Below are 25,174 nucleotides of genomic sequence, written 5' to 3'. Positions count from 1 at the left end.
ACCGACTGCTGGTACATCGCCTTGTAGGTCGCCTCGTCGGTCAGCGTGTTAGCCAGAACCTCGGGACGAACGGGATACAGGGAAGCCGCACTCATCTTTCTTACCTCGGTGGAATAGTTGTTTTTGTATGACCCTGTTTTAGCCGGGCCGGGGCTATAGAACCATTCGACGATGGTAGTAACAAGTCCCTACAAAATGTCGTGAATACCCCTACTCCGCCCACAGTTCCCTGTAGGAGCGAGCCCTGCTCGCGATGGTCGTCAACGATAACGCGCCTAGCCTGACACCCCGCGGAGCCCTCAGGTTCATCGCGAGCAAGCTCGCTCCTACAAAAGAAGAGGTTATTCAGGGATTGTTACAGGATCTGTCAAAAGTGTTTATCAAAACCACGCCTATATGGACGAAGCGTCGACGCCTAAAATCAGCCACGCCAACAAGGCAACCTGATTAACCAAGTTGCAGCCCCCACGAAGGCAGTTAATCAAACCCCTGACACCGAAGCTCCACACGCAATCCCAAAAAGATTGCGTGCCCCCTTTCGACCTCTAAAAGGTAAATTTCAAATGAAAGCTTTATTGGTTCTGGCCCTCAGCAGTCTGTGCGCAACCGCCATGGCAAACGAGGTCCCGACTGATGTCGCACAGCAACAACCAGCAATAGAGGAATACACCTACTCCACCCACCTGGACATCGCCAAAGTGATCTCCATGAGCGAAGCCCCGAACGTGTGTGAAGTTGTGCCGATGAAAATGGAATACGAAGACTCTCACGGCCAACGACATATCCTGCGCTACAGCATGATGGGCAATGGATGCTCCAACGGCTGATCCCCTACTTCACCCCTCCCCCAAAAGGTTCGACCCACCCGCCGCAATCAGGCAGATGAAGCGCCGAACCCTAATGATCGATTAATTCGATTATTTTAAGCATTTATTTGCGCTTTTTAATCGAAATAGCAGGCGTAGAATCAACTGCAACCCAAGACAAACAACACCCACGAATCTGGAGCAACAACCATGAAAACCCAACTGATCCTCGCCCTGACCCTCTCCGTCCTGGCAGCCAACACCTTCGCCGCCGATGGTTACGACCGCACCGGCTCTGCCGTTTACACCAGTGAAGCCGCTGTCGCTTCCGACGGTTCCGACCACACCGGCGCCGCCCGCCTCGCTGCCGATGGTGCCGATCACGTTGGCGCAGGCAAATTGGCTTCCGACGGCTCTGACCACACCGGTGCCGCCCGCCTCGCCGCCGATGGTGCCGATCACGTCGGTGCAGGCAAACTGGCCTCCGATGGCTCCGACCACACCGGCGCAGCCCGTCTAGCCGCCGATGGTGCCGATCACGTCGGTGCCGCTCGCCTGAGCTGATCCGCCAGCGTGACTTCACAGCCCGACTTCGGTCGGGCTTAGTTGTGTCTGGAGCCTGAGAAACACCCACCGAAACACAAGATGTAGTGAAAAAAGCCTTTTTTGTTCATTTCTTGAACAAAAATAATCCGGGGCAAAAAATTAAGAAAAAAAATCTTCCCCCGCCAACATCGTTCAAAGCCCTGTAAACCCTCACTCCGACCGAAAAACGGCCCCCGTCGACCGTTCCGTGAGCCATTTCGCCGCACCACAGCACGCAAAACTTCCCTATAATGCGGCCTTAAACGGGCCTGCAATATTCCCTTACAGGGACGAAAAGCCAGTCTGAAGCCCCGCACAAGCGATCAACGCTTGCTGCGCCCATCAGTGGCTCTCGGAACCCCGTACAAAATTCTGTTTGATGCCTGCGTATAGCTGCCGCAAAAAACGATTCCTTTAGATCCAACGCGGCCAGTAAGGCCGTGTGAAAAACCGACCTATCCAATTTCACACGGGCACACTGGCCCTCACGCAGGAGACGACACGTCATGCTGAGCTGGGACGAATTCGACAAAGAAGACACGGAAGTAGCAGTCAAGAGCGCCAACGCTGGCCACGCCACCGAAGCCAACATGGACCGTCTCGACAGCGCCGGCGGTGCCGCCGCCCTGGAAGCCCGTGCCGTGACCGCCGCTGACTCCGCCGCCGTTGCCCGCGCCAAAGCTGCCCTGGATTCCCTCGACGTCGCCGAAGGCCTCGCCGAACTCGAAGGCGCCTCCGCCCGTGTCGCCGTTGACGAAAAGCGCATGATCAACTGCCGCGCCGACCTCAACCAACTCGTACCCTTCAAGTACGACTGGGCCTGGCAGAAGTACCTGGACGGCTGCGCAAACCACTGGATGCCGCAAGAAGTCAACATGACCGCCGACATCGCCCTCTGGAAAAACCCGGAAGGCCTGACCGACGACGAGCGCCGCATCGTGATGCGCAACCTCGGCTTCTTCTCCACCGCCGACTCCCTGGTTGCCAACAACCTGGTCCTGGCCGTGTACCGCCTGATCACCAACCCGGAATGCCGCCAGTACATCCTGCGCCAGGCCTTCGAAGAGGCGATCCACACCCACGCCTACCAGTACTGCATCGAATCGCTGGCCATGGATGAAGGCGAAATCTTCAACATGTACCACGAGATCCCATCGGTCGCGAAAAAAGCCACCTGGGGCCTGAAATACACCCGCTCGATCTCCGATCCGAAGTTCGAAACCGGCACCGTCGAAACCGACAAGGAGCTGCTGCGCAACCTGATCGCCTACTACTGCGTTCTGGAAGGCATCTTCTTCTACTGCGGCTTCACCCAGATCCTCTCCATGGGCCGCCGCAACAAAATGACCGGCGTCGCCGAGCAGTTCCAGTACATCCTGCGCGACGAATCCATGCACCTGAACTTCGGCATCGACGTGATCAACCAGATCAAAATCGAAAACCCGCATTTGTGGGATGCTGAAATGAAGGAAGAAGCTTCGCAGATGATTCTGCAAGGTACTCAGCTGGAGATCGAATACGCTCGTGACACCATGCCTCGTGGGGTATTGGGCATGAACGCTGCGATGATGGAGGACTACCTGAAGTTCATCGCTAACCGTCGTCTGTCGCAGATTGGTCTGAAGGAAGAGTATCCAGGGACGACTAACCCGTTCCCATGGATGAGCGAGATCATGGACTTGAAGAAAGAGAAGAATTTCTTTGAGACTCGGGTTATTGAGTATCAGACTGGTGGGGCTTTGAGCTGGGATTGATTCCTGAGCTAGCCGCGATTTGACGACTTGAATCGACAAATCGAAAACCAAAAAGCCCCGATCTGATCGGGGCTTTTTTATGGGGTAGGAAAACTCTTACTCGCAATATCAGTAGTAGCTAAATCTCCCACATGTATTCCAGCACCGTCTGTATTGAGGGCCACTCCAAGCAGCTCTAAGCTCTATTGCAGGTGCCTAAGAAACGCCCAACGTAGAAGCAAATTTCGCCGCACAGACCGCACGCTGTTATCAGCTATAAATGCGTAATCCTGTGCCTGAAAGAAATAGCTTGTTGGGATTTCTTAGATCCTCTACGTCGGGTTCGGCCCTCATCAACTTCATACGTAGGGGTAATGGAAATGCCAGTCGACACGCACAACCGCTCTGCGGCACCTCAAAGATCACTCATATCTGATCCGTACATTTCGACAACTTTCACTCGCCACAACCTACCTCTACACGCCCTTCTCCTTGAAAACCAACCATGGTTCTGTGCCCGCGATATCGGCCGCTTGATGGGTTTCCATCTAAGTGAACGCATGGTCAACAAGCTAGACAAGGACCAGCACCGAACATTGTGGATTGAATATCACCGGCAACCGGAAAAGCAGTTGATGCTCAGTGAATCCGGCGTATATGCACTGTTGGTGTATCACTACGCGCCCGGAAATCGGTTACTGCGTGAGTGGATCACCCATCAAGTGGTGCCGGCCTTACGTGACGCGGAGCAGTCGGACAATTCGGATCGACCGATGCTGAGTTTGTTGGATTGGCCGGAGATGTCGCTGAGCCTACTGCATTGGCAGGATGAAGGGTGGATTCGATTGCGGGACATGCCCTACCTGTTGCTCGATCACACGCAACGGCGGATGCCGGTGGTTAAGCCTTGGTGGCGGAAGGTAGTGCAGGTGTTTCAGTTGTCGAAGCAATCGTTGGGTTAGGTGACGTGCTTGTAGGATCGCTTGCGAGATTCGTCTCCGTTTTGTGTAGGAATTTTCGTAGACAGTCGTAGTGGCCACTCAGTATCGTCCGAAGGTATTTAACCCTCGGCGATTGTATGGATACTGAAAAGAAGAGCGAAGATTGGAGCAAGTCGGAAATTAAGGCCGCTGTAGGGGCCTATCTCACGATGCTTGCACTTGAACTGAAAGGACAGAAATTCAATAAAGCCCAAGCGAATCGCTTGCTGCGTCAGGGTGCCTTGGCAGACCGCTCCGAAAGCTCCGTTGAGTTCCGGATGCGGAACATCTCTACCGTCCTGGAACAGTTGGGGCGCGCTCGCATCAAGGGATACAGACCAGCGGAAAATGTCGGTGCCAATGTTGAACACGGTATTCGTGAAGCACTTGCCGCTGACGACTTTGAACCATCCGCCGATGAAGAAACGCTTGAACGTCGCGCAATTGCCCTTGAACAGAAACCGCTCGATAAAGAACCGAAAGGGATCTTGAAACCCAAGCGAGCCTCTACCAGTAGCATCACTTACATTCGTGATCCTGAGGTCAGAGCCTGGGTTCGGCAGAATGCCAAGGGCATCTGCGAAGGCTGTGATCAGCCTGCTCCGTTTGAAAAGGACGACTCGCCGTTTCTTGAGGTTCACCACGTTAAACATTTGGCGCAGAAAGGTTCGGATCGGACGAGCAACGCCGTTGCGTTGTGCCCGAATTGCCATCGGCGTTGTCATCATTCGGGTGATAAAGATGCGTTCACCTTGCTGTTGTATTCGAAAGTAAAACGGCTGAAGCGTGAGAAATAGATGTCAATTGCTAGACCTCATTCCGTCAGTTGAGATTGTGGATGGCAGGGATGGCGCCATCGCGAGCAAGCTTGCTCCCACAGGGGTTCAGCGGCTGGCTTGGGAATGTCGGTGTTATCAGGGCCGCAGGATTATCCTGTGGCCCTTTTCTTTGGCTGTGATAACGCTAAAGCCTCATTTCCCCAACCCACTAATCCGCCAAGGACACACCGCCGCCCTAACCCCACTAGGCCCAACAATCTCCGGCGTCTGCCCCAACGACCTCGCGCTCAGCACACTCCCCACCCGTTCAATCAACTGATCAAACCCCAACGTCGCATCCTCCTGATGCAACTTGCGCAGTTGTTCAACCAGGGCATAGGTAAACGCGCCGTAGCTGTTCGACCCCACCTCATACTCATTGGCTTTTTCGTTCTCCCGCGCCGCGTAGAGCATCAGGGGCATGTAGGGCCCGTGGTGGCCGTAGAGTTTGGTTTGGCGCAGCAGTTGGGCTTTTTTCTCGGGGCGCAGGCCGGTGGCGGCGCCTTGGGTGGTGCGGGTGCGGGTGAGGCCGCGGGTTTTGTTGTCTTGTTCGCTGAAGTCGCGGCGGTCGGCGTCGGTGGCGTAGACGCGGCGGTCCCAGTCGCCGGCGTAGGGGTCCCAGCGCAGCATGCGGTGGCGGATGTCGCTGGGTGGGGTGATGCCGCGCACGCGGCCGTTGCCGCGAGTCATGCCACCGGCGTAGCAGCAGTCGAACAGGACGGTGAGTTTGGCGCCGTGACCGTCCGGGTCGAATGGCAGGTGGCTGTAGAACTGGCGGAACAGTTTGTCGGTGAAGTGGGTGCTTTCGTCGTCCCAGTCGAAGTCGTGGAGTACCAGGGTTTCGTCCATGCAGTCGGCTTCGCCGCTGCTGCTGTAGACCGGCAGTTGGGTGCCGTGGCCGGAGTAGAACAATACGCGCTCGTCGCCGGCACGGGCGCCTTCCACCAGCCATTCGAGGCGTTCGACGAAGTTGGCCCGGGTCGCCCGGGCGTCGTGCAGCAAGCGGATGTCGCCGGCATCGTAGCCGCTTTCCTGAAGCATGCGGCTGATCAGGTAGGTGTCGTTGATGCAGCCCTCGAGGCGTGCGCTCGGGTCGAGGTAATCGTTGATGCCGACCACCAGGGCGCGACGTTTGCGTTGGCCACTGCGGGACAGGAACGCCGGCACTTCCAGCGCTCGCGCCGCCACCACATCGCGGGCGAGTTGCGGCCACAGGCCGGTCTGGCTGGTGGGTGAGGACAAGTAGGCCTGGGCGGCATGATTGAGGTCGAGCAGGTCATCGCGCAGCTGCACGCTGAATTCGGTTTGCAGGTCGACCCGCGCTGAATCCGGCGAGGTAATAGGCCGGGTCAGCAAGCCGTCGTTGGGGTTGTGGAGGTGGAACCAGCGGCGGATGCCTCGGCCGTTGTCGCTCAGGCGCAGCACCCGCCCGCCCCACACTTCGCGCATCACCAGCGGCAGTGCGATCGGCGAGCCGAAGCTGACGAACACTCGGCCATCGATGCGCTTGAGTGCCGTACCTTTTTTTGCCACCGACCGGCGCAGGGCGTCGTAGCCGATCAGGCTGCCCAGCCCTTGGGCGAAGATGATCTGTGGATTGAATGCCTCGATCTTCGCCAACAGATGTTGAGTCAACGCCGTGCGCAACTCGGCGTCCTCGATCCATTGCACGATGGCGCCAACGGTGGTGCGCAACATCTGATTGACCGGCAGGCCCCAACTGCCGAAGTTGTCGTCGGCCTTGCCCCTGGCGTCGGCGCTCAGCATCGCCAGGCCTCGGGTGATCTGCGCGAAGTCCGGCCCCTCCTTGAGTTGCTCATCGAAGGACAGGAAGTCGATGTCCTGGTCATCGATGAGGCGACCGTTCTGTGCCAGTTGAGTACGGATCAAGGTGCGCCATTGATCCTGCCAGTTCGCATCGATGCCGCCCTGCCCCTGGCCGGCTGGCGTGAACCCGACACCCGGCAGGCACAGGACGCGCAGCCGCGTTGGCGCGACTTCCGCTCCCGGTTCTGCCAAGGCTTTGCTGGCAGGCACTGCAACGGGGCGAACAGCTTGCCCTTGGGCGGTCACCATCAAATCCTGCAAGCGTCGCAGTTTCGCCTCCAGGCTGTCGGCACTGGGCGCGGCAGGCGTGAGCGCGGCCTGAGCCGGATCAGCCAGGGCGCGGCTGCGGTTGCCGAGAAAACCGCTGACCCATTGGGCGCTGCTCTTCCAGATCTGCTCTGGATCGAGGCCGTCAAGGTAACCGGTGGCGCTGTCCACCACTTGCCGACTCTGGGTCGCCAGTTCCGACTCGATCAATGGCAACCCGACGCGACTGGGCACCACGGTGGCCGCCAGTTTTGGCGCAGCCGTTACGCCCGGTGCAGCGCGCCAGATGGCTGCATTGCCGAAGTGCTGCGCGGCGACCACCCGTGGGCCGAGTGCACTGCGCGGCAATTTGAAGTGATCGCAAAGAAACGCCAGCAGGCTGGTGTGATCGTAATGTTGGGCCTGGACATTGCCCGTCCAGGGAATCAAGCCTGGCTTGAGCCACGGCGAAGCCAGGATCGCCGGCACCCGAACGCCGAGGCGAGTGAAGGGATTTTTCCATGGGACATCGGCCGTTGAACCGGTCGCCACGCAAGTCGGCGGCACCACGTGGTCATGGAAGCCGCCATGTTCGTCGTACAGCAGCACGAACAGGGTTTTGTTCCAGACAGCGGTGTTGGCCGACAAGGCATTGAACACCTCACCGACAAACTGATCGCCGAAGCGCAAATCTTCGGGTGGATGATGCGACACATTGGGCCCGAGTTTGCCGTTGAGCAGGCCATAGCTCGGTTCGATCCAGGACAGTTCGGGGAGCCTGTTACCGGCGACGTCCGACTTGAAGTCGTCGATGCTCAGGTGCTGCAAACCACCCTTGACCAACGCTGCCAGCGGGATCGCGCCATCGGAATAAATCCGCGCGTCGTGGCCGTTGTTGCGCAGCAGCGAAAAAATACTCTCGCCGCCGAACTGTGCGATCAGGCTTTTGATGCCGGCCAGCACCGTGCCCGTGGAGGGCATCAGCAAGTGACCATTGCAACTGCCGAGCATGGCAAAAAAACGGTTCGGCCAGGTGGGGCCCGGCACCGAGGAAAACCAGCGGTCGCATACGGTGAAGTTACGCGCCAATCCGTGGATGGCCGGCAGCGTATCCTTCGCTGGCGTGGCGCCGAACGGGATGTAGTTCATCGCCCGTTGGGCCATGGATTGCGACCAGGTTTTGTACACCTTCAGGTCGCTGCGGGCCTTGTCGTAGGCGTCCTGGGCAAAACCGGCGAGCGTAGGGTTGGCCGGGCTGGTCTTGAAGGAGACGCCCAGTTGTTTTTCTACGTTGACGAATTCGTGGCCAAGGTCGAAACCCTCGCTGTTGCCCGGCGGCAGCGCCGGAGGCAGAGGGGGCGGCGGTGCCCACAGGCTATAGTTTTCCGGGAACTCCGACGCTTGAGTGATCACCGTCGAATTACCGTTGGCCAGCTTCAACGGGTTGGTGCTGGGCGCCTTGCGGTTGATACCGTCACACGCGGCATTGATGCTTGTGTAATCCCCCAGCAAATGGTCGAACGAACGATTTTCCATCATCAGCACGACGACGTGCTCAATCCCTGCGGGCCAGTTGTTCGGCATGGTTCGCTCCTTGATGTGAAGTCTCTATTTCGATCTCGCGGGTTTCACGGCAATCCGTTCCCTTCATCTTCCCGCTCCCTGTAATCCACCCGATAATTCGCCACATAACTATCCACAGCCGTCCCAATCGTAGGAAAAAACGCCGTCTCTCCCAACCGCGCAAACAACCCGAACCGCTTCAGCTTGTCCTTCACCGGATCCTTCATCTCGGCAATGCACAACTCAATACCCGCCGCATGCAAGGTGTCGTCCAGTTCGGCCAGCATGTCGGCAGACGTCACATCGACACTGGTGACGGGCTCTGCGGCGACCACCAGCCAGCGCACGGGCGTGGGCGATGCCGCCACGGCGTCCAATACTCGGTCGTTGAACAGTTCGGCGTTGGCGAAAAACAAGGGCGCATCCCAGCGAAACAGGACCAGGCCGGGGATCAGGCGTGCGTCGGGGTAGCGTTTGATGTCGTGGTAGCCCTTGACCCCATCGGCGCGGCCCAATACTGCGGAGTACGGGCGCCAGCCGTCCCAGAGGAATTCTATGACGGCAATCACGATGGCCAGGCCGATGCCCTCGATCGCGCCGAACACGGCCACGCCGACGGTGCAGACGATCGACAGCCAGCATTCCCAGCGCTGGATGCGATAGATCCGGCGCAGGTCGGTGATTTCGATCAGGCCGATGGCCGAGGCGATCACGACTGCAGCCAGGGCGCTGGACGGTAGATGTTGCAGCAGGTCCGGCGCCACCACCAGCAGCAAGGCAACCGCCAGTGCGCCGACGACGCCGGTCAGTTGGGTTTTGGCTCCGGCGGCTTCGGCCACGGGCGTACGTGACGAGCTGCTGCTGATCGGGAAGCCCTGGAAAAAACCGGCCGCCAGGTTGGCGATGCCGAGGCCCACCATTTCCTGGTTCGGGTTGACGTAGGTTCGAGTCCGCGCCGCATAGACACGGGAGAGCACGCTGGTGTCGGCGAACGAGACGAGTGCGACGGCGCAACCGCCGATCAACACAGGGACGATGTCGGCGCTGGTGATCCAGGGGATGGCAAAACCGGGCAAGCCCTGGGGGAGCGAACCGAGAACCGACACACCGGCGCGTGTCGCAAGGTCGAGTACGCCCACGGCGACTGTCGCGCCAACCACGGCGATCAGGATGCCCGGTAGTCGCGGCCACCTTTTTAGTAGCAGGATCACCGCCAGGGTGAGCCCGCCCACCGTGAAGGTGGTCCAGTTGACCTTCCCCTCCATCACCGCTGAGGCGATGGCCCCTATGTTGCTCAATGGGCCGTCGGATTCAATCGAAAAACCGAACAGCTTGGGCAACTGGCTGATCAAAACGGTCAGTGCGATGCCGTTCATGTAGCCGTAGCGGATCGGTTTTGACAGCAGTTCGGTGATGAAACCCAGGCGCGCGATACCGGCCAGGATGCACACCGCGCCTGAGACGACCGCCATCATGCCCGCCAGGGCGACGGCTCGCTGCGGTTCGCCGCCGGAGAGTGGAATGATGACGGCAAGGATGACGGCCACCAGGGAGGAATCCGGCCCCATCACCAGAATTCGGCTGGGGCCGAACAAGGCATAGAACAGCAGCGGAACGATGGTCGCGTAGAGGCCATAAATGCCGGGCACGCCTGAAGCGACCGCATAGGCGATACCGACGGGCACCAGCATCGTGGTCAGCACCAGGCCGGCCACGATGTCGTAACGCAACCATGCCGATTGGTATTCGCGCAGCATGCCCAAGCCCGGTAGCCAGCGGCGCCAACCGCTCTGTTCATCCCGACGTGCTATCCGGCCCTGCTCCGGGAGGGGCGGCGAAGCATCTGAATGGCTCATGAAACCGCTCTCTTTGATGGACTGTGCAGACCCGGCGATATTGAAGTGATCTCAGTGTAGCTATTGCTTCGAATGCGCCATCACTGGAAGCTGTTCATCTAAAGGATTTGGAACCCGTCATGAAATTCGACCTCGCCTACTGCCTCAGCCTCAACGACAAGTTGTCGATCTATGACGTTCGGGATCTGAATTTCGACGAGACGATGGCGTTCGATTCGGCCAAGGAACACTTCCAGTGCCCCAACGATGCCTGCCGTTTGGCGTTCGATGCGACCAATGAGCTGGGTACGTTCAACGCGAAGAATGTGAATTACGTGCGCACGCCGCACTTCAAGAACCTGCCGAGTACGCGGCATGTCGAGGGCTGCCCTTATGTCAGCTTGAAGACGCCTGCGTCGGGTGTGGATGAGACGGAAACGGATGACAGCCGCGAGGAAAATTTCCCGTCGGAATTGTTACTGACTCGGCGTGAATATGTGCGTAAGCCGTCCAGCCCGAAGGTCGCGGTGGACGGGGTGCGGGATGAGTCGCTGACGCCTTCGGTGGCAAGCAATGTCGAGCAACCGGGCAGAGAATCGGCCCCGGACAAGACCAGCGTCTTCGCCCATCCGGTGGAGTGTTTCGTGTCGAACTTCGACGACAAGGATTTGCTCAAGCGCGTGCCGCTGAAGATTGGCGAGAACACCGCGCCCTACGGGTCGTTTTTCAAGAAAATCGAATACCTGCAGGACAACAAGGGGCTGATTTACTGGGGCAAGGTCAAGGAGATCAAGGACTACACCCAGAGCTTTCGCATCGATTTCGAGAAGAAGGTCTGGTTCGAGAAAAAGCCTTACTCGGTCAATGTCTACCTGAGCAAGAAGCTGATCGACAGCTATCGCAAGCGCAAGGCGTTCCTGGAAGAGATCAAGCACGCCATCGAGAGCGGGCGGGAGTTGTATTGCTTCTTTTATGGGGTGACGCCCGAGCTGAAGCAGGTGCCGAGCAAGAAAAACCCCGAGCAGACGTTCGGGGTGTTCAGCGCCAACATCGAGAATCTGGATCACTTTATCGTGCGGGAAGCGCCGGGGTTGGCGGGCAAGTAAGCGCAGCACCGTTCGTCTGTCTGAAAAGACAAATCAAAAAATGCGTTTGATCCGGGCTCAAAACAACTGTACAAAAACACAGTATATTTTGAACCAACACTCTCGAGCCCGGAGAACACCATGGCCTCTCAAGCGATGAAAATCACCCTGGAACGTATCGCCCTCTTCCAATTCACCCCGGCCCACTGCGCCCAGGCCCGAGCGATGCTGGGCTGGAGTGTGGAAGAGCTGTCGCGGGAATCCCGGGTTTCGGTGGATGCCATTCAACGCTTCGAGGCACGCCAGGAGGTGCTGGATGTCACGCGCCTGGCGCTGGCCTATCGGTTCGAATCGGAGGGGTTGGTGTTCTTCCCTGGGTTTGCGCCGGGTCGAGGGATGAATGTGAAGGGGTCGACGCCGAATCCGGTTGGGCGAGCGGATTTTGCGATGGTGGAGTGAGCCAACTCACTGACTGACGATAAATGGCCCCCTGTAGGAGCGAGCTTGCTCGCGAAAAACACCTGGACAACGCGATCATTCAGACAGCACGCGTTATCGTTAACGTCCATCGCGAGCAAGCTCGCTCCTACAGGGCCCATCACTCTACGCGTTATGAGCGACCACCCGATCACTCTCCCCTTCCACCGCCAACCACCACGCCCTACCACGCTGCGGATGCATCAGGTTGAACGCCTCGCCCATCTGCGGCGTGGTGATCGATACGTTGCGTTCCCAGGCCAGGGCCAGGATGCGGTCGAAGGGTTCGTACCAGGCGTGCATCGACAGGTCGAACGTACCGTTGTGGATTGGCAGTAGCCAGCGGCCCTTGAGGTCGAGGTGGGCTTGCAGGGTTTGTTCGGGTTGCATGTGCACGTGTGGCCAGTCGACGTTGTAGGCACCGGTTTCCATCAGGGTCAGGTCGAATGGACCGTACTGTTCGCCGATGCGTTTGAAGCCGTCGAAGTAGCCACTGTCGCCGCTGAAGAAGAGGCGTGTGTCGCCGTCGATCATCACCCACGAGGCCCAGAGGGTGCTGTTGCTGTCGAACAGGCCACGGCCGGAAAAGTGCTGCGACGGGGTAGCGATGAACTGGATGCCATCGACTTCCGTGCCTTGCCACCAATCCAGCTGGCGGACTTTGCTCGCGTCGATGCCCCACTTGATCAGGGTGTCGCCTACGCCCAGCGGGGTAAGGAAGTGTTTGGTCTTGTCCGCGAGCTTGAGCACGGCCTGATGATCCAGGTGATCGTAGTGGTCGTGGGACAGGATCACCGCTTCGATCGGTGGCAATTCTTCCAGGCTGATCGGTGGCTGGTGGAAACGCTTGGGGCCAGCCCATTGTACGGGCGAGGCACGCTCGGCGAAGACCGGGTCGGTGATCCAGAATTTATCGCGCAACTTGAGCAACACCGTGGAGTGGCCCAGGCGATAGACGCTGTGGTTCGGCGCTGCGATCAGCGCGGCTTGAGTCAGGGCTTGCACCGGGACGGGCGCGCTCGGGCGGGTGTTTTGCGGTTTGTGGAACAGCACGTTCCATAGGACACCCATGGTTTTGCCAAAGCTTAAACGTTGAACCGGCGTAAAGTTTTGATACTGCCCTTGAGCCTGTCGGGATGCTTCAGGTGTGGAGGCGTTGTCCGCCGGGGAGTTTGAATTGGCCATGACTGAATGACTCCAGAAAAACCGCGCATCACGCGACTTTCCGTTTTGGGACGATAAATGGCCAAAGCACGCACGCATCAGCCGGACTTTCTATTTTTGCTGGGCAGGGTTAACAAAACATTACACTGCACAGTGTAGTTTCTAGGTTGCATCAAAGTCGACGACAAGTAAACTACCGAGTGTAATTCTCCCCTTTTTCCTGCCGAAGCGTACTTATGACAGCTCCACAGCGCCTGACCGACCGAAAACGCCAAGCGATCATTCAAGCTGCGATCAATGAATTCCGTGACAACGGTTTCGAGATCACCAGCATGGACAAGATTGCTGCCACTGCCGGTGTGTCGAAGCGCACGGTGTACAACCACTTCCCCAGCAAGGAAGAGTTGTTCGCCGAGATCCTCAATCAATTATGGACCCGGGTGACGGCCGAACAGGAAACGGCCTACCGTCCCGACCTGCCGTTGCGTGAGCAATTGCGCGGATTGCTGATGGCCAAGCTGCAAATGTTGGGCGATGACAATTTTCTCGACCTGGCGCGGGTGGCGATAGCGGCGACGATTCATTCGCCGGAGCGGGCGCAGGATATGGTGGCGCGAATGGGCGAACGCGAAGAAGGGCTGACGGTCTGGATTCGTGCCGCTCAGGCCGATGGTCGGTTGAAAGTTATTGCCCCTGATTTTGCCGCACAACAGGTGCAGGGGCTGCTCAAGTCGTTTGCCTTCTGGCCGCAGATTTCCATGGGCAAACCAGGCTTGTCACCCGAAGAACAACACCAGGTGGCAGACTCCGCGCTGGACATGTTTCTGGCCTGCTATCAGTTGCAATAAATGACAAGTTCGACGGCGGCGTCGAAGGATCGATGGCTCTGATTTGAATGACGCGATGTGTTTCAGAATGAAACCGGCACTGAGGCTTTAGTGAGCTTCAGCCAGGAACCTGAACGGTTTCACGGCAGTTTCAGCGCCCGCCCCAACTCATCGAACAAGGTAACCACTGAGCGCAAGGCACGGCAGTCGGGACGGGTCAGCAGCCACAGCGCGGTGTCGTATCCGTGCAGGGGTTCGCTCAGCGGCTGTAATCCGTCGCCGATCAAAAAGTCCGGCAACGCCGCTACACCCAGGCCGGCCCTGACCAGCTCGGTCACCGACAGCATGCTGTTGCAGCGATAGCCCGGCGTTACCCCCGGCAAGGCCTGGCGACGCCAGGTAACGGTCGGGTGATCAGGCAGGAAGTCATCCGGGGCTATCCAGGTCAATGAGGCCAGGTCAGGGGTATTGACCGATTGCAGGTATCGCTCGCTGGCACACACGCGATAGGAAATATCCGCCAGCCGCCGTCCCACCAGATGCTCCGGTGGCGTGCGGGTCAGGCGCAGGGCGATATCGGCATCCCGACGGCTGAGGTTGGCAAAATCATTGGATGTGCTGAGCTCGAGCGTCAGCGCCGGATAGTTCGGCATGAACTGCGCCAGCGCCGGCAACAGCAAACCTTGCAGGACCGAATCGGTACAGGTCAGGCGCACGATGCCGCTGATCACTTCTCCGCCCTGCTCCACACCGATGCGCGCCGCCTCCAGAGCCTGTTCAGCGCGCTCGGCCTGTTCAGCCAGGGACTGCGCCAGGGTGGTGGGCAGGTAACCGGCGCGGCTTTTTTCGAACAGTTGCTGACCCAGTGCACCCTCCAGCCGGCGCACCGCTCGAAACACCGTCGAAACATCCACCTTCAACAGTTGCGCTGCCCGGGCCAGAGAGCCGCCGCGTACCAGCGCGAGGATCAGGGCCAGGTCCGGGTAGTCCAGTCGATAGTGCGTCGCTGCATTGATCACTTGGGAAAATGCCAATATTGAGTGCGTGAGCGCCAATCTATAGTGGGCACCAGCAATCAACAAGTGCAGAGGCCCCACATGGAAACCCGCCCGATTCGCATCGCCCTGATCGGCGACTACGACCCGCAAGTCACCGCCCACCAGGCCATTCCCGTCGCCCTCGAAATGGCCGCTGAACACAGTGGCCCGAACGTGCAATGGCAATGGCTGGCCACCGATGACATCCACGTCGAGACACCGCTGCACACATTCGACGGGTTCTGGTGTGTGCCGGCCAGCCCTTACCGGAGCATGGACGGTGCATTGCTGGCGATTCGCTTTGCCCGCGAACAACGGCGACCTTTCCTCGGCACCTGCGGTGGTTTTCAACACGCGGTGCTGGAATATGCGCGCAACGTACTGGGCTGGTCGGATGCCGAACACGGCGAGACAAATCCCGATGCCGCGCGGGCGCTGCTGACGCCACTGTCGTGTGCGCTGGTGGAAGCGGTCGATACGATTGATTTGCTTGAGGGTTCGTTGCTTGCCAAGGCGTACGAAAACACCGAGATTCGTGAAGGCTATCGCTGTCGTTTTGGTGTGAATCCTCAGTTCGAAGGGGAGTTGCTCAAGCGCGAACTACATGCCGTCGGCCACGATTCGGAACACGAACTGCGGGCGGTCGAACTCAGCGGTCATCCGTTCTTTGTCGCGACCTTGTTCCAGCCCGAGCGGGCGGCGCTCAACGGCGTATTGCCGCCGTTGGTTGGCGCCTTTGTCGAAGCCTGTGCGGGGCGCTCGTAATGATGGCCGATACGCCAGCTGCGCCTTATTACGCGGTGATCTTCACTTCACTGCGCACCGAGGGTGACCAGGGTTACGCCGAAGCGGCCGAACGGATGCTGGAACTGGCCCGCGAACAGCCGGGGTTTCTCGGCGTGGAATCGGCGCGGGGCGAGGATGGACTTGGGATTACCGTATCGTACTGGGCCAGTGAGGCGGCAGTCCTGGCGTGGAAGCATCATCCTGAGCACAGTGCGATTCGCGAGCGTGGGCGCTCGACTTGGTATGCGCGGTGTCATACGCGGGTGTGCAGGGTTGAGCGGGCCTACGAGTTCAGTCTGTAAATGATGTGGTGTGCTTGTGGTCGCCTTCGCGGGCAAGCCCGCTCCCACAGTGTTCTGTGTCGGGTACATTTCTTGTGTACACCCAAGATCCCTGTGGGAGCGGGCTTGCCCGCGAAGAGGCCAGAACAGTCACCGCAAAAACTCACCCCCGAACCAGACTGCGAACCGCCGAAATCTCCGGCACTTCCCGCCGGTTCATATACACCCGCAACGGCTCGGTGATGTTGATCCGGTCATCGATGTTCTGGTCCAGCAGCAGCTGGATCAATTCACGCTTGAGCGTCATGACCTGCCCGGGCCCCGCGGCCCAGACGAATTCGCTGACAGGGATGATGCCGTCGTCCGCCACGTCCATGCCAAACGAGTCTTCGCTGAAGCGCACAATGTAGTGCCCGGTCTTGCGGTTGAGGCCGACGAAGCCTTTGAGTTGGTCGGCAGCCTGGCAGATGAGCTGGGAAGTGATGCGCATGGTAAACCCCGCAATGGTGATCGTTGGTTTGCACGCAGGGCCTGCGTTTCCCTCTGCCGGGGAAATTGCAGGGCCTCAGCGTACTGCATACGGGCGCACAAAAGCGCTGACGAAAATCAGCTTTCGACAGGTTTGTGTCGGTCTGGTGATAGCGTCTGCAACGATGAGTTGTTAAAAGGGACCGCTCACTTATTGCGAAAGGATCTCGACCATGCCCACAACCTTTACTAAAAGCGCCCTGTTACTGAGCCTGTTGCTCGCCCTCGGCCACGCACAGGCCGCCAGCGAACCCGGTCCCGCGGCACTGGCGACCCGCTTGGACATTCCGCATCCAGCGGTGATCGCCCACCGTGGCGCATCGTTCGATGCCCCGGAATCCACCGCCGCCGCCTACAAGACTGCCCGCGACCTGGGCGCCGACTACCTGGAACTGGATCTGCAGCGCAGCAAGGATGGCGTGCTGTTTGCCCTGCACGACAACAATCTGCAACGCACCACCGACGTCGCCAGCAAATTCCCCGAGCGCAAGGACAGCCCCGCCAATGCGTTCACCATGGCCGAACTGAAAACCCTGGACGCGGGCAGCTGGTTCAATGCCGCGTACCCGGATCGGGCACGTCCCGCCTTCGCGGGCCTGAAGATTCTGACCCTTGATGAAATCATCGACATCGCCGAGGGCAACAGCCTGCACAAGCCCGGCCTGTACATCGAGACCAAGGAGCCCAAGCAGTTCCCCGGCATCGAACGCGACCTCAAGGAAAAACTTCAGGACCGGGGCTGGCTGAGCCCGACCGCTTCGAAACTGGCAAAAAACGAGCTGGCGGTCGGCCAAGGCAAAGGCAAGGTGGTCCTGCAGACTTTCGAGAAGAGCAGCCTCGAACTGCTGCAAAAAGAGATGCCGACGGTGCCGAAGATCCTGCTGTTGTGGGTCGGTGAAGGCAGTATTGAACCCCAGTCCAAGGTGACATTTGCCGAGTCCGGCGAAAAGGATAAAGCCGCTTACTACGCCAAACAGCAACCGAAGGACAAAGCCGAGTTCCAGCACTGGGTCGACTACGCCAAGGCCCAGGGCGCCATCGGCACCGGCCCGTCCGCCGCACTGACCCAGGGTGGCGACCAGAGCTACTCGGATCTGGTGCAACCCTGGATGAACCAGTACACCCACGACCAGGGCCTGCTGGTGCACGTCTACACCATCGACGATGCGGTGGACTACCGGAAAGTCATGGACGCCGGTGTCGACGGCATTTTCACCAATCGCGCCAGTGAGTTGTTGAAGTTCTATAAACGCCCGGCGGCGAGTGTTGCGCAGGTGCTACAGAACAACGGGTATTGATCCAGAATTGCGCAAAACCTGTGGGAGCGGGCTTGCCCGCGAAGGGGCCATCAGTTTCAAAATCCACGTTGACTGACACTCCGCTTTCGCGGGCAAGCCCGCTCCCACAGGTTATGCGTGTGCCAGCAAAATTTGCGGCGAACACACATTCCCACAGGGATTGATGCAGGACATGTAGAGGGATTTAAGGGTGGATTAAGTTACACAGGCTAACCTGATCTCACTTAAACAGATCACCCAAGGAAAGAACCCCATGAAGACCCTGACTGCTTTGTTTACCGCTGCAGCCCTGACCCTCACCGCCGGCCTGGCCCAGGCCGATGTGCGAGTCGATCAGATCCCGCAACTGGTCAAGGAAGGCAAGATCAAGCCACTGGAAGACTTGAACAAGATCGCGCTGGATCTGCATCCGGGTGCAACGATTACCAAGACCGAGTTGGACAACCACTTCAACGGTTACGAGTACGAAGTTGAACTGCGTGACGCCAAGAACATCGAGTGGGACGTGGACATCGATGCCTCCAACGGCAAGGTCCTGGAAAACAAACAGGACACGTAATCCCCAAACAGACAAAAGCCGCACGATGGGAACATCGTGCGGCTTTTGTCTGTTTGGGGATTCAAGCGCTCAGGCGCGCCGTCACCTCGTTCAACTGCCCCGACAAGCCGTGCAGGTTGGTACTGGCCGCTTCAGTGCGCTGCACGTTGTCCAGGTTGGTGCTGGCGATGCTGGTGATTTCGGTGAGGTTGCGCGAGATGTCTTCGGCCACCGAGGTCTGCTCTTCGGCGGCAGTGGCGATCTGGCGGTTCATGTCGCGGATGGCTTCCACGGCCAGGGTGATGCGTTCGAGCATGGCGCCGGCCTCCGTCACTTGCTGCACGCTTTGTTCGCTGCGCGACTGACCGCTTTCAATCGCCTGGGCCGCTTCGATTGCACCGGTCTGCACGGTCTGGATGATCTGGTTGATCTCGATGATCGACGCCGCCGTGCGCTGGGCCAGGCTTCGCACTTCGTCGGCCACCACAGCGAATCCGCGCCCGGCCTCACCGGCGCGGGCCGCTTCGATGGCCGCGTTGAGTGCCAGCAGGTTGGTCTGTTCGGCGATCCCGCGAATCACCTCCAGAACCTTGCCGATGCGTCCGCTGTCGGTTTCCAGTTGGCGGATGACCGTGGCGGTGTTGGCGATTTCGCCGCGCATCTGGGTGATGGTGTGGATGGTGCCCTGCATGACTTTTTCGCCCTGCTGGGCGGACTGGTCGGCATCGTCGGCGGCCCGGGCGGCTTCGGCGGCATGCCGGGCCACTTCCTGTGCGGTGGCGGACATTTCGTTCATCGCCGTGGCCACCTGATCGGTGCGGTTGAACTGCTCGTTGGTGCCGCCGGCCATCACGGTGGCGATCGAGTTCAACTCACCGCTGGCGCTGTCCAGGTCCGACGCACTGCGCTGCAAACGGCTGAAGGTTTCGGCGAGGAAATCGCGCAGGGTGTTGGCGGCCATAGCCAGTTTGCCCAACTCGTCCTGACGGATGCTGGCCACGCGCTCGGCAATACGCCCCTGGCTGAGTTGCGCCACGTATTCGATCAGTTTGCGGATCGGCTCGACCAGGTTGCGGTTGACCAGCCACAAGCTCAGCAGGCCGATCAGTACCCCCGAAACCAGCATCACGACCAGCCCCAGCAACACCGTGCGCTCGGCACTGGCGCTGATCAGTGTCGATTGCTCGGCGCCCTGCTTGCGCAACTCGCTGACCAGTTCACTCATCTGATCGCTGGTTGCGCGGTCTACACCCTTGACCGCCCCGTCGCCCGCCGCAGGGTCACCACCGGCGGCCACGAACGCGTCCCGCCCCTTCTGATAGGCCGCGCCCAACTGGCGATGTTCGTCACGCAAGCGCTCGATGCGGCTCTTGAGTTGCGGCTCGATACCCTTCTGCGCGGCCAACTCACCGAGGATGTTTTGCACATCGCGCTGACGCCCCTCGAATTGCCCCCAGTACTTGCTCAGGTCAGCCGGTTGTTTGCCGCGCAGCAGGACGTTTTTCCATTCCTGCACCTGCACCTTGAATTGCAGGTTGGCTTCATCGATCAATTGCGAGGTGTGCAGCGGGCCTTCGATCAGATTGGCGTAGTTCTGCACGCCGCTGGACAGGAAGTGAAAGCACGCCAGGGCGATCAACAGCATCGCCAGCAGGCTGCCGCTCAGCAGGGCGAGAATTTGTGCTCTCAGGGACTTTTGCAAAAGCATCGCAGGGTACTCATGACAGGAATGAGGCACGCCCGTTAAGGCGTGAAAAGTGTCTGGACATCCCTGTCTGCGGTCCCGGCCGAGGCCTGCGGCACGCAACTTAACCCAAGCGTGATCGGCTAGCCAGAGCGGTTCTTGAGAAAATCCCGACCGCCGGTAGAACAATTTTTTGCGTTGTTTTCCTGTCACAAAAACGTCATTCCCGCTTGCGATGATGCCGCTCAAGTGAACCTGTAAAACACGTGACAGGCGCCTCCCCTTGCGAGTCCTCATGAACCACAGCATCGATCAAAGCCATCGCGACACGGATCTGTTCGGCCTGCTTTACGGTTTCAGTTTTCGCCCCGGTGAGGCCGGTCGGGAAATCAATTCCGCCGAGGCCTTGCAGTACCTGCAACAGCCGCAAAGCGATGAGCAATTTCTCTGGCTTCACCTGAACCTCGCCCACGCCGCGTGCGAGCGCTGGATGAAAAGCCATTTGGAGTTGCCCGAGGAGTTTTTCGAAGCGCTGCATGAAGGCTCGCGTTCGACACGCATCGAGCATGTCGACTCCGCGTTGCTGGCAGTGGTCAACGACGTGGTGTTCAACCTCAGCAACATGGTCTCGTCGGATGTCTCGACCCTGTGGGTGTGTGCCCGCAGTCAATTGATCATCAGCGCCCGCCTGCAACCGCTGCACTCGGTGGACAAATTGCGCTCGTCGGTGAAGGCCCGGGAGTGCTTTCGCTCCCCGCTGGAGCTGCTGGTGCATTTGCTGCGCGACCAGGGTGAAGTGCTGACCCAGATCGTGCGCAAGACCAGTCAGAGCGTGGACCAGATCGAAGACCAATTGCTGTCCTCGCGCCTGTCGACCAACCGCGCGGAACTGGGCGCCAATCGCCGGGTGCTGGTGCGATTGCAACGGCTGCTGGCGCTGGAGCCAGGCTCATTGCTGCGCCTGCTCAACCGGCCGCCGCAATGGCTGCAAAAGGAAGACGTGAAGGAGCTGCGCAAATCCACTGAGGAGTTTGCGCTGATCATCAACGACCTCACGGCGCTGGGTGAGCGGATCAAGCTGTTGCAGGAGGAGATCGCCGCCAACATCAACGAACAGACCAACCGCACGCTGTTCACCCTGACGGTGGTGACGGTGCTGGCGCTGCCGATCAACATCATCGCCGGTTTCTTCGGCATGAACGTCGGCGGCATTCCGCTGGCGGATGACCCGGAGGGCTTCTGGATCCTGGTGGCGCTGGTCGCGACCTTTACCGTGATCGCCGGGCGCTGGGCGTTTCGCAAGCAGCAGGATTATTGAGTCCCCGTCATCACCTGACACACTGATCAACTGTGGCGAGGGGGCAAGCCCCCTCGCCTCAAAAACGGCACTCAGCAAACCTCGCGAGTCACCAGCATCCGCTCCCGAACCACGTCATACACCCAGTGGTAGACGTAGGTGTACGGCAAGAAGAACAGCAGCACACCGATATCCAGCAAGAACGCCTGCCACAGGCTGACATTCAGCCACCAGGCGATCAGCGGCACGCCGAGGGCGACCAGTCCGCCTTCGAACAACAGCGCATGCACCACGCGGACCCAGGCGTTGTGTGCGATGGCGAGGCGCTTGAGCAGCCGATCGAACATACCGTTGAAGACCACGTTCCAGGCCAGGGCCAGGCCGGCGATGAGGACGGTGACCATGCCCATTTCCAGCATCGGTTTCTTCATGATCCAGGCCAGCAATGGGGTACAGATCAGGATGGCCAGCAGTTCGAAGCCGATGGCTTGAAAAATACGTTCAGTGATGGATTTGTTGGCGCTCATGGCCGAACTCCCTTGAGTGACTGTGGTTGCCATGATCCATCAGCACACCGATACTTCATAACCAATAACCATCGATCAAGGCGATAGTTCGTGGCCTCTCACGAAGTGTTACTGGCGTTTGTCGAAGCCGCGACCCAAGGCTCGTTTTCCGCCGCGGCGCGCAAATTGGGCCGCAGTCAATCGACCATCAGTGCGGCGGTGGCCAGCCTGGAAATCGACCTGAACCTGACGCTGTTCGACCGCAGCAGCCGCAAGCCCGGCCTGACCCCGGCCGGACACGTCATGCTGCAACGGGCCGAAGACATCCTGGCCGCCACCAGTCGCCTGGAAATAGCCGCCAGCCAACTGTCCCAAGGGGTGGAAGCGAAGCTGACGGTGGCGCTGTCCGATACCTATCAGTCGGACCGCTTCGAAGCCGCCCTCAGTGCCTTCGAGCAGCGTTACCCGGACCTGGAGCTCGAGTGTCTGATCGCCGAATGCGACGACCTGATGTCCCTGGTGCAAAGCGGCCGGGCGCAGATTGCCTTCGCCGAAATGCAGGACAGCTACCCGCCGGACCTGGTCAGTTCGACGGTGGACGAACGCACGGAAATCGCCTTGTTCGTGTCCTCGACGCATCCTTTGGCGACGTTGGACCACATCGACCGGGACGTACTGCAACAGCACCGTGAGCTGCGCCTGGCCACCATCATCAATCCCTATGAGAGCCGGGCGAAGGGCCGCGTATGGTCGGCGCCGAGTTATCTGATGCTGCTGGAAATGGCCCAGGGCGGATTCGGCTGGGCGCCGTTGCCCCGCTGGCTGGTCGAACGGTTCGGGCCCGGTACGTTGCAGGAACTGGTGGTGCGCGGCTGGCCGAAAACGGTGTCGGTGGATGCGTTGTGGTCGCGGCTGAATCCGCCGGGGCCGGCGGGGAGCTGGTTGCTGGGCAAAATGCTGGAGTGAAGGTCCTTCGGCCCTTATCGCGAGCAAGCTCGCTCCCACAGTATCGAGCACACCATCAATCCCTGTGGGAGCTGGTTGCTGGGCAAAATGCTGGAGTGAAGGTCCTTCGGCCCTTATCGCGAGCAAGCTCGCTCCCACAGTATCGAGTACACCATCAATCCCTGTGGGAGCGAGCTTGCTCGCGATGAGGTCAGAACGGTCGCATCACTCCAACGCCTTGAGCCGCTCTTCGATAAACCGCCGCTCCGGCTCCTGTCGGGTCAACGCCAGCGCCCGTTCCCATGCCGCCCGTGCCTCCTGCTTGCGACCCAGTTGCCAACAGAATTGCGCCCGCGCCGAATGCGCCAGGTGGTAGTCGAGCAGTTCTCCCCGCTCCAGAATGGCGTCGACCAACGTCAGCCCCGCCAGTGGACCATCGCGTTGCGAAATCGCCGCCGCACGATTCAACTCGATCACCGGCGACGGCACCGCCCGCAGCAGGACGTCATACAGACCGACAATCTGCGGCCAATCGGTTTCCCCCGCCGTCGGGGCTTCGGCGTGCACCGCCGCGATCGCCGCTTGCAGGCAATAAGGTCCGAATCGTCCCATGGTCAGCGCCCGCTCGACCAGCGTGCAGCCTTCGCGGATCAACCCGGCGTCCCACAGCGAACGGTCCTGTTCGTCCAGCACAATCAGCTCGCCGCTCGCCGAGGTCCTGGCCGGGCGGCGCGACTCGTGCAGCAGCATCAACGCCAGCAAGCCCATCACCTCCGGCTCCGGCAACAACTCCACCAGCAACCGGCCGAGGCGGATCGCTTCGCGGGTCAAATCCTCGCGGATCAGTTCTGCCCCGATGGACGCCGAGTACCCCTCGTTGAACACCAGGTAAATCACCCGCAATACACTGTCCAGGCGCTCGGGTAGCTCAGCGAGTGTCGGCACTTGATAAGGGATTTTCGCATCGCGGATCTTCGCCTTGGCGCGCACGATGCGCTGGGCGATGGTGGCCGGGGCCGAGAGAAAGGCCCGGGCGATTTCTTCCGTGGTCAGGTCGCAGACTTCCCGCAGCGTCAGCGGCACTTGTGCGTCGGCCGCCAGGGCCGGGTGGCAGCAAGTGAAGATCAGCCGCAGGCGATCGTCTTCCACGTCTTCATCACTCCAGTCGGCCTGCTCCAGTTCCTCCAGTTGCGCGATCAGCAAGGGCTGCGACGCGGCAAAGCGTGCGCGCCGGCGCAGGGCATCGATTGCCTTGAAGCGCCCGGTGGACACCAGCCAGGCCCGCGGATTGTCCGGCACGCCGTCACGCTGCCAGCGTTCGACCGCGATGAAAAACGCCTCGTGCAAGGCCTCTTCGGCGAGGTCGAAATCCCCCAGCAAGCGAATCAGGGTCGCAAGAATCCGCCGCGACTCTTCGCGATAAACCCGCTCGACCTGCGCCTGAACCGGCAGCCCCGGCATCTTAAGGATTCAACTGCCGAACGGGGCGCACTTCGACACTGCCGACCCGGGCCGCCGGAATGTTCCCGGCGACCTGGATGGCTTCGTTGAGGTCCTTGGCATCGATCAGATAAAACCCGGCCAGTTGCTCCTTGGTTTCAGCGAATGGCCCGTCGGTGATCGACATCTTGCCGTTGCGCATGCGTACCGTGGTGGCGGTCTGCACCGACTCCAGCGCCTCGGCGGCGACCATCCGGCCACTGCCCTGGATCGACTCGGCATAGGCCATGCACTCTTCGTCCTTCGGGCTTTCCGGCAGCGAATGCAGCAACCGCTCATCGCTGTAGACCAGGCATAAATACTTCATCACGCTCTCCTTATCGAACGATCAACTATGGCCGCTGATTGGCATTCTGGCTCGGCTTCCCGACGATCAGGGCTTGAGGTCGAATAGCGTCGCGCCGCTGGTCATGTCGAACGGCGCCGACCAATGTTCGTGGACAATCTGCCACAGCCCGGCTTCCTGCCGATAGCAAGCGGTGGCGCGCATCCAGCAGGACTGGGTTTCGCCCTTGTCGTTGGTGCCACCGCAATGTGCCAGCCAGTGAGCGAAGGCAATTTCCTGGGACGGCTCGATGGTGATTTCGTGGAATTCGAAGATGTGCGGGCCGGGGCACATTTCCATGCAGGCCTGCCAATGCGCGCGATACGCCGGCTTGCCTTTGAATTGCAGGGCCTTGACCGCGTCGAAGGAGACGATGTCATCGGCATACAGGGCCATGACTTTTTCAATGTCCTTGGCCTTGACCGCCTGACGATAGTTCTCGATGAGATTCTGGATCTGGGTTTGCGAGTTCATGGTGGTTCTCCGTGTTTTTTATAGTGAAG

General features: G+C 59.6%; 25 protein-coding genes. 14 read left to right on the top strand and 11 right to left on the bottom strand.

Features of this window, described 5'->3' with window-relative positions:
- Positions 1-95, bottom strand: a 95-nt coding sequence (locus KGB20_RS29275; protein ID WP_371321739.1) for a hypothetical protein, incomplete at its 3' end; no start/stop codon positions are given.
- Between the two features lie 468 nt (positions 96-563).
- Here KGB20_RS29275 and KGB20_RS10180 point away from each other — a divergent pair.
- From KGB20_RS10180 to KGB20_RS10160, 5 genes are all read left to right on the top strand, one after another.
- Entirely contained in the window at positions 564-827 is a 264-nt protein-coding gene (locus tag KGB20_RS10180) for a DUF2790 domain-containing protein (RefSeq protein ID WP_057713604.1), read from the top strand.
- Positions 828-1,016: 189 nt separating this feature from the next.
- Entirely contained in the window at positions 1,017-1,370 is a 354-nt protein-coding gene (locus tag KGB20_RS10175) for a hypothetical protein (protein ID WP_154860381.1), read from the top strand.
- A 527-nt stretch (positions 1,371-1,897) separates the two neighbouring features.
- On the top strand, positions 1,898-3,145 hold the full coding sequence (locus tag KGB20_RS10170; RefSeq protein WP_007978181.1) for a ribonucleotide-diphosphate reductase subunit beta: 1,248 nt from the start codon (positions 1,898-1,900) through the stop codon (positions 3,143-3,145).
- 359 nt (positions 3,146-3,504) lie between these two features.
- The gene (locus KGB20_RS10165) at positions 3,505-4,086 is read left to right on the top strand and encodes a Bro-N domain-containing protein (protein ID WP_411566933.1); all 582 of its coding nucleotides are present in this window, start codon (positions 3,505-3,507) and stop codon (positions 4,084-4,086) included.
- A gap of 116 nt (positions 4,087-4,202) precedes the next feature.
- Positions 4,203-4,901 carry an HNH endonuclease gene (locus tag KGB20_RS10160; RefSeq protein WP_154860382.1) on the top strand — a complete coding sequence of 233 codons (699 nt, stop codon included), beginning with the start codon at positions 4,203-4,205 and terminating at the stop codon, positions 4,899-4,901.
- A gap of 174 nt (positions 4,902-5,075) precedes the next feature.
- Here KGB20_RS10160 and KGB20_RS10155 read toward each other — a convergent pair whose 3' ends face one another.
- A complete protein-coding gene (locus KGB20_RS10155; protein ID WP_154860383.1) occupies positions 5,076-8,579 on the bottom strand; it encodes an alkaline phosphatase family protein in 3,504 nt (1,167 codons plus the stop codon).
- A 44-nt stretch (positions 8,580-8,623) separates the two neighbouring features.
- A complete protein-coding gene (locus KGB20_RS10150) occupies positions 8,624-10,414 on the bottom strand; it encodes a SulP family inorganic anion transporter (protein ID WP_154860384.1) in 1,791 nt (596 codons plus the stop codon).
- Positions 10,415-10,533: 119 nt separating this feature from the next.
- Between KGB20_RS10150 and KGB20_RS10145 the strand changes: the two genes are divergently transcribed.
- Both KGB20_RS10145 and KGB20_RS10140 read left to right on the top strand, forming a co-directional pair.
- On the top strand, positions 10,534-11,499 hold the full coding sequence (locus tag KGB20_RS10145; RefSeq protein WP_154860385.1) for a hypothetical protein: 966 nt from the start codon (positions 10,534-10,536) through the stop codon (positions 11,497-11,499).
- 120 nt (positions 11,500-11,619) lie between these two features.
- Positions 11,620-11,937 (top strand): helix-turn-helix transcriptional regulator, encoded by a 318-nt coding sequence (locus KGB20_RS10140; RefSeq protein ID WP_007998876.1) that lies wholly within the window; start codon positions 11,620-11,622, stop codon positions 11,935-11,937.
- 144 nt (positions 11,938-12,081) lie between these two features.
- Here KGB20_RS10140 and KGB20_RS10135 read toward each other — a convergent pair whose 3' ends face one another.
- Positions 12,082-13,140, bottom strand: coding sequence for an MBL fold metallo-hydrolase (locus tag KGB20_RS10135; protein ID WP_154860386.1), 1,059 nt, complete (start codon positions 13,138-13,140; stop codon positions 12,082-12,084).
- A gap of 215 nt (positions 13,141-13,355) precedes the next feature.
- Here KGB20_RS10135 and KGB20_RS10130 point away from each other — a divergent pair, with 215 nt between their 5' ends.
- A complete protein-coding gene (locus KGB20_RS10130; RefSeq protein WP_154860387.1) occupies positions 13,356-13,967 on the top strand; it encodes a TetR/AcrR family transcriptional regulator in 612 nt (203 codons plus the stop codon).
- Positions 13,968-14,086: 119 nt separating this feature from the next.
- Here KGB20_RS10130 and KGB20_RS10125 read toward each other — a convergent pair whose 3' ends face one another.
- Entirely contained in the window at positions 14,087-15,028 is a 942-nt protein-coding gene (locus KGB20_RS10125) for a LysR family transcriptional regulator (protein ID WP_057716571.1), read from the bottom strand.
- Between the two features lie 15 nt (positions 15,029-15,043).
- Between KGB20_RS10125 and KGB20_RS10120 the strand changes: the two genes are divergently transcribed.
- Both KGB20_RS10120 and KGB20_RS10115 read left to right on the top strand, forming a co-directional pair.
- Positions 15,044-15,748: a CTP synthase gene (locus KGB20_RS10120; protein WP_154860388.1), complete on the top strand. Its 705-nt coding sequence runs from the start codon at positions 15,044-15,046 to the stop codon at positions 15,746-15,748.
- On the top strand, positions 15,748-16,071 hold the full coding sequence (locus tag KGB20_RS10115) for an antibiotic biosynthesis monooxygenase family protein (protein ID WP_154860389.1): 324 nt from the start codon (positions 15,748-15,750) through the stop codon (positions 16,069-16,071). Before KGB20_RS10120 ends, KGB20_RS10115 begins: the two co-directional genes overlap by 1 nt.
- Positions 16,072-16,213: 142 nt before the next feature.
- Here KGB20_RS10115 and KGB20_RS10110 read toward each other — a convergent pair whose 3' ends face one another.
- Positions 16,214-16,540 (bottom strand): DUF2025 family protein, encoded by a 327-nt coding sequence (locus tag KGB20_RS10110; RefSeq protein WP_154860390.1) that lies wholly within the window; start codon positions 16,538-16,540, stop codon positions 16,214-16,216.
- A 211-nt stretch (positions 16,541-16,751) separates the two neighbouring features.
- Here KGB20_RS10110 and KGB20_RS10105 point away from each other — a divergent pair, with 211 nt between their 5' ends.
- Both KGB20_RS10105 and KGB20_RS10100 read left to right on the top strand, forming a co-directional pair.
- The gene (locus KGB20_RS10105) at positions 16,752-17,876 is read left to right on the top strand and encodes a glycerophosphodiester phosphodiesterase (protein WP_154860391.1); all 1,125 of its coding nucleotides are present in this window, start codon (positions 16,752-16,754) and stop codon (positions 17,874-17,876) included.
- Between the two features lie 253 nt (positions 17,877-18,129).
- Entirely contained in the window at positions 18,130-18,435 is a 306-nt protein-coding gene (locus KGB20_RS10100) for a PepSY domain-containing protein (protein WP_154860392.1), read from the top strand.
- A 61-nt stretch (positions 18,436-18,496) separates the two neighbouring features.
- On the opposite strand, the gene KGB20_RS10095 is transcribed toward KGB20_RS10100, so the two are convergent.
- Positions 18,497-20,122, bottom strand: a complete 1,626-nt coding sequence (locus KGB20_RS10095; protein WP_154860393.1) for a methyl-accepting chemotaxis protein — start codon at positions 20,120-20,122, stop codon at positions 18,497-18,499.
- A 271-nt stretch (positions 20,123-20,393) separates the two neighbouring features.
- Between KGB20_RS10095 and KGB20_RS10090 the strand changes: the two genes are divergently transcribed.
- Entirely contained in the window at positions 20,394-21,416 is a 1,023-nt protein-coding gene (locus KGB20_RS10090; protein WP_154860394.1) for a transporter, read from the top strand.
- A 71-nt stretch (positions 21,417-21,487) separates the two neighbouring features.
- On the opposite strand, the gene KGB20_RS10085 is transcribed toward KGB20_RS10090, so the two are convergent.
- A complete protein-coding gene (locus KGB20_RS10085; protein ID WP_154860395.1) occupies positions 21,488-21,922 on the bottom strand; it encodes a multidrug/biocide efflux PACE transporter in 435 nt (144 codons plus the stop codon).
- 90 nt (positions 21,923-22,012) lie between these two features.
- Here KGB20_RS10085 and KGB20_RS10080 point away from each other — a divergent pair, with 90 nt between their 5' ends.
- Positions 22,013-22,867 carry a LysR family transcriptional regulator gene (locus KGB20_RS10080; protein ID WP_154860396.1) on the top strand — a complete coding sequence of 285 codons (855 nt, stop codon included), beginning with the start codon at positions 22,013-22,015 and terminating at the stop codon, positions 22,865-22,867.
- A gap of 204 nt (positions 22,868-23,071) precedes the next feature.
- Here the strand turns inward: KGB20_RS10080 and KGB20_RS10075 are convergent, their stop codons facing one another.
- The 3 genes from KGB20_RS10075 to KGB20_RS10065 all read right to left on the bottom strand — a co-directional run bounded on the left by KGB20_RS10075 (position 23,072) and on the right by KGB20_RS10065 (position 25,145).
- Complete coding sequence (locus tag KGB20_RS10075) at positions 23,072-24,307, bottom strand: RNA polymerase sigma factor (protein ID WP_154860397.1); 1,236 nt, start codon at positions 24,305-24,307, stop codon at positions 23,072-23,074.
- A 1-nt stretch (position 24,308) separates the two neighbouring features.
- On the bottom strand, positions 24,309-24,653 hold the full coding sequence (locus KGB20_RS10070; protein WP_057713581.1) for a YciI family protein: 345 nt from the start codon (positions 24,651-24,653) through the stop codon (positions 24,309-24,311).
- Positions 24,654-24,719: 66 nt separating this feature from the next.
- Complete coding sequence (locus KGB20_RS10065) at positions 24,720-25,145, bottom strand: YybH family protein (protein ID WP_154860398.1); 426 nt, start codon at positions 25,143-25,145, stop codon at positions 24,720-24,722.
- Positions 25,146-25,174: the final 29 nt, after the last annotated feature.

Origin of the sequence: Pseudomonas sp. BF-R-30, from assembly GCF_019956175.1 — a bacterium.
Classification (GTDB): Bacteria; Pseudomonadota; Gammaproteobacteria; order Pseudomonadales; family Pseudomonadaceae; genus Aquipseudomonas; species Aquipseudomonas jessenii.
Note: the sequence above shows the minus strand (reverse complement) of the source record. Positions and strands in the feature narration are given on the sequence as shown.

Excerpts from the sequence above, each read along its gene's own strand:
- KGB20_RS10090 (WP_154860394.1), top strand. The coding sequence starts at position 20,394 with ATGAACCACAGCATCGATCAAAGCCATCGCGACACGGATCTGTTCGGC.
- KGB20_RS10065 (WP_154860398.1), bottom strand. The coding sequence starts at position 25,145 with ATGAACTCGCAAACCCAGATCCAGAATCTCATCGAGAACTATCGTCAG.
- KGB20_RS10140 (WP_007998876.1), top strand. The coding sequence starts at position 11,620 with ATGGCCTCTCAAGCGATGAAAATCACCCTGGAACGTATCGCCCTCTTC.
- KGB20_RS10155 (WP_154860383.1), bottom strand. The coding sequence starts at position 8,579 with ATGCCGAACAACTGGCCCGCAGGGATTGAGCACGTCGTCGTGCTGATG.
- KGB20_RS10135 (WP_154860386.1), bottom strand. The coding sequence starts at position 13,140 with ATGGCCAATTCAAACTCCCCGGCGGACAACGCCTCCACACCTGAAGCA.
- KGB20_RS10100 (WP_154860392.1), top strand. The coding sequence starts at position 18,130 with ATGAAGACCCTGACTGCTTTGTTTACCGCTGCAGCCCTGACCCTCACC.
- KGB20_RS10180 (WP_057713604.1), top strand. The coding sequence starts at position 564 with ATGAAAGCTTTATTGGTTCTGGCCCTCAGCAGTCTGTGCGCAACCGCC.
- KGB20_RS10145 (WP_154860385.1), top strand. The coding sequence starts at position 10,534 with ATGAAATTCGACCTCGCCTACTGCCTCAGCCTCAACGACAAGTTGTCG.
- KGB20_RS10085 (WP_154860395.1), bottom strand. The coding sequence starts at position 21,922 with ATGAGCGCCAACAAATCCATCACTGAACGTATTTTTCAAGCCATCGGC.
- KGB20_RS10075 (WP_154860397.1), bottom strand. The coding sequence starts at position 24,307 with ATGCCGGGGCTGCCGGTTCAGGCGCAGGTCGAGCGGGTTTATCGCGAA.
- KGB20_RS10130 (WP_154860387.1), top strand. The coding sequence starts at position 13,356 with ATGACAGCTCCACAGCGCCTGACCGACCGAAAACGCCAAGCGATCATT.
- KGB20_RS10175 (WP_154860381.1), top strand. The coding sequence starts at position 1,017 with ATGAAAACCCAACTGATCCTCGCCCTGACCCTCTCCGTCCTGGCAGCC.
- KGB20_RS10095 (WP_154860393.1), bottom strand. The coding sequence starts at position 20,122 with ATGCTTTTGCAAAAGTCCCTGAGAGCACAAATTCTCGCCCTGCTGAGC.
- KGB20_RS10160 (WP_154860382.1), top strand. The coding sequence starts at position 4,203 with ATGGATACTGAAAAGAAGAGCGAAGATTGGAGCAAGTCGGAAATTAAG.
- KGB20_RS10170 (WP_007978181.1), top strand. The coding sequence starts at position 1,898 with ATGCTGAGCTGGGACGAATTCGACAAAGAAGACACGGAAGTAGCAGTC.
- KGB20_RS10105 (WP_154860391.1), top strand. The coding sequence starts at position 16,752 with ATGCCCACAACCTTTACTAAAAGCGCCCTGTTACTGAGCCTGTTGCTC.
- KGB20_RS10070 (WP_057713581.1), bottom strand. The coding sequence starts at position 24,653 with ATGAAGTATTTATGCCTGGTCTACAGCGATGAGCGGTTGCTGCATTCG.
- KGB20_RS10115 (WP_154860389.1), top strand. The coding sequence starts at position 15,748 with ATGATGGCCGATACGCCAGCTGCGCCTTATTACGCGGTGATCTTCACT.
- KGB20_RS10110 (WP_154860390.1), bottom strand. The coding sequence starts at position 16,540 with ATGCGCATCACTTCCCAGCTCATCTGCCAGGCTGCCGACCAACTCAAA.
- KGB20_RS10150 (WP_154860384.1), bottom strand. The coding sequence starts at position 10,414 with ATGAGCCATTCAGATGCTTCGCCGCCCCTCCCGGAGCAGGGCCGGATA.
- KGB20_RS10165 (WP_411566933.1), top strand. The coding sequence starts at position 3,505 with ATGCCAGTCGACACGCACAACCGCTCTGCGGCACCTCAAAGATCACTC.
- KGB20_RS10120 (WP_154860388.1), top strand. The coding sequence starts at position 15,044 with ATGGAAACCCGCCCGATTCGCATCGCCCTGATCGGCGACTACGACCCG.